Annotated in this window: 1 pseudogene; it reads right to left on the bottom strand. The window is 33.5% G+C overall.

What is annotated here, in order from left to right:
* Nucleotides 1–196 (bottom strand): annotated as a pseudogene (locus JUI58_RS01235) (hypothetical protein); the annotation flags it as partial.
* Nucleotides 197–242: the final 46 nt, after the last annotated feature.

Here is a 242-nt window from a genome sequence, read left to right on the forward strand (position 1 = left end):
CATGACCAACTCTCTCATCAAGTCGTTTGATTTCTCCTTTAACTTCAGTAAAACCAACTTCAACTTTTGTTGCTAAAGAATCAATCTTTTTTTCGAGGGTATTTGCTAAAGAATCTATTCTTTTTTCCTGTTTTAAATCTAAGGTGAGGATTAATTGTCTCAATTCTTCAATCTCTGTTTCCGCTTTACTCGCCATTTTGATATCACCTCAAACATAATTTGGGATAATTTATCAGGAGAGG

The organism is Spirulina sp. CCY15215 (genome assembly GCF_016888125.1).
GTDB lineage: Bacteria > Cyanobacteriota > Cyanobacteriia > Cyanobacteriales > Spirulinaceae > CCY15215.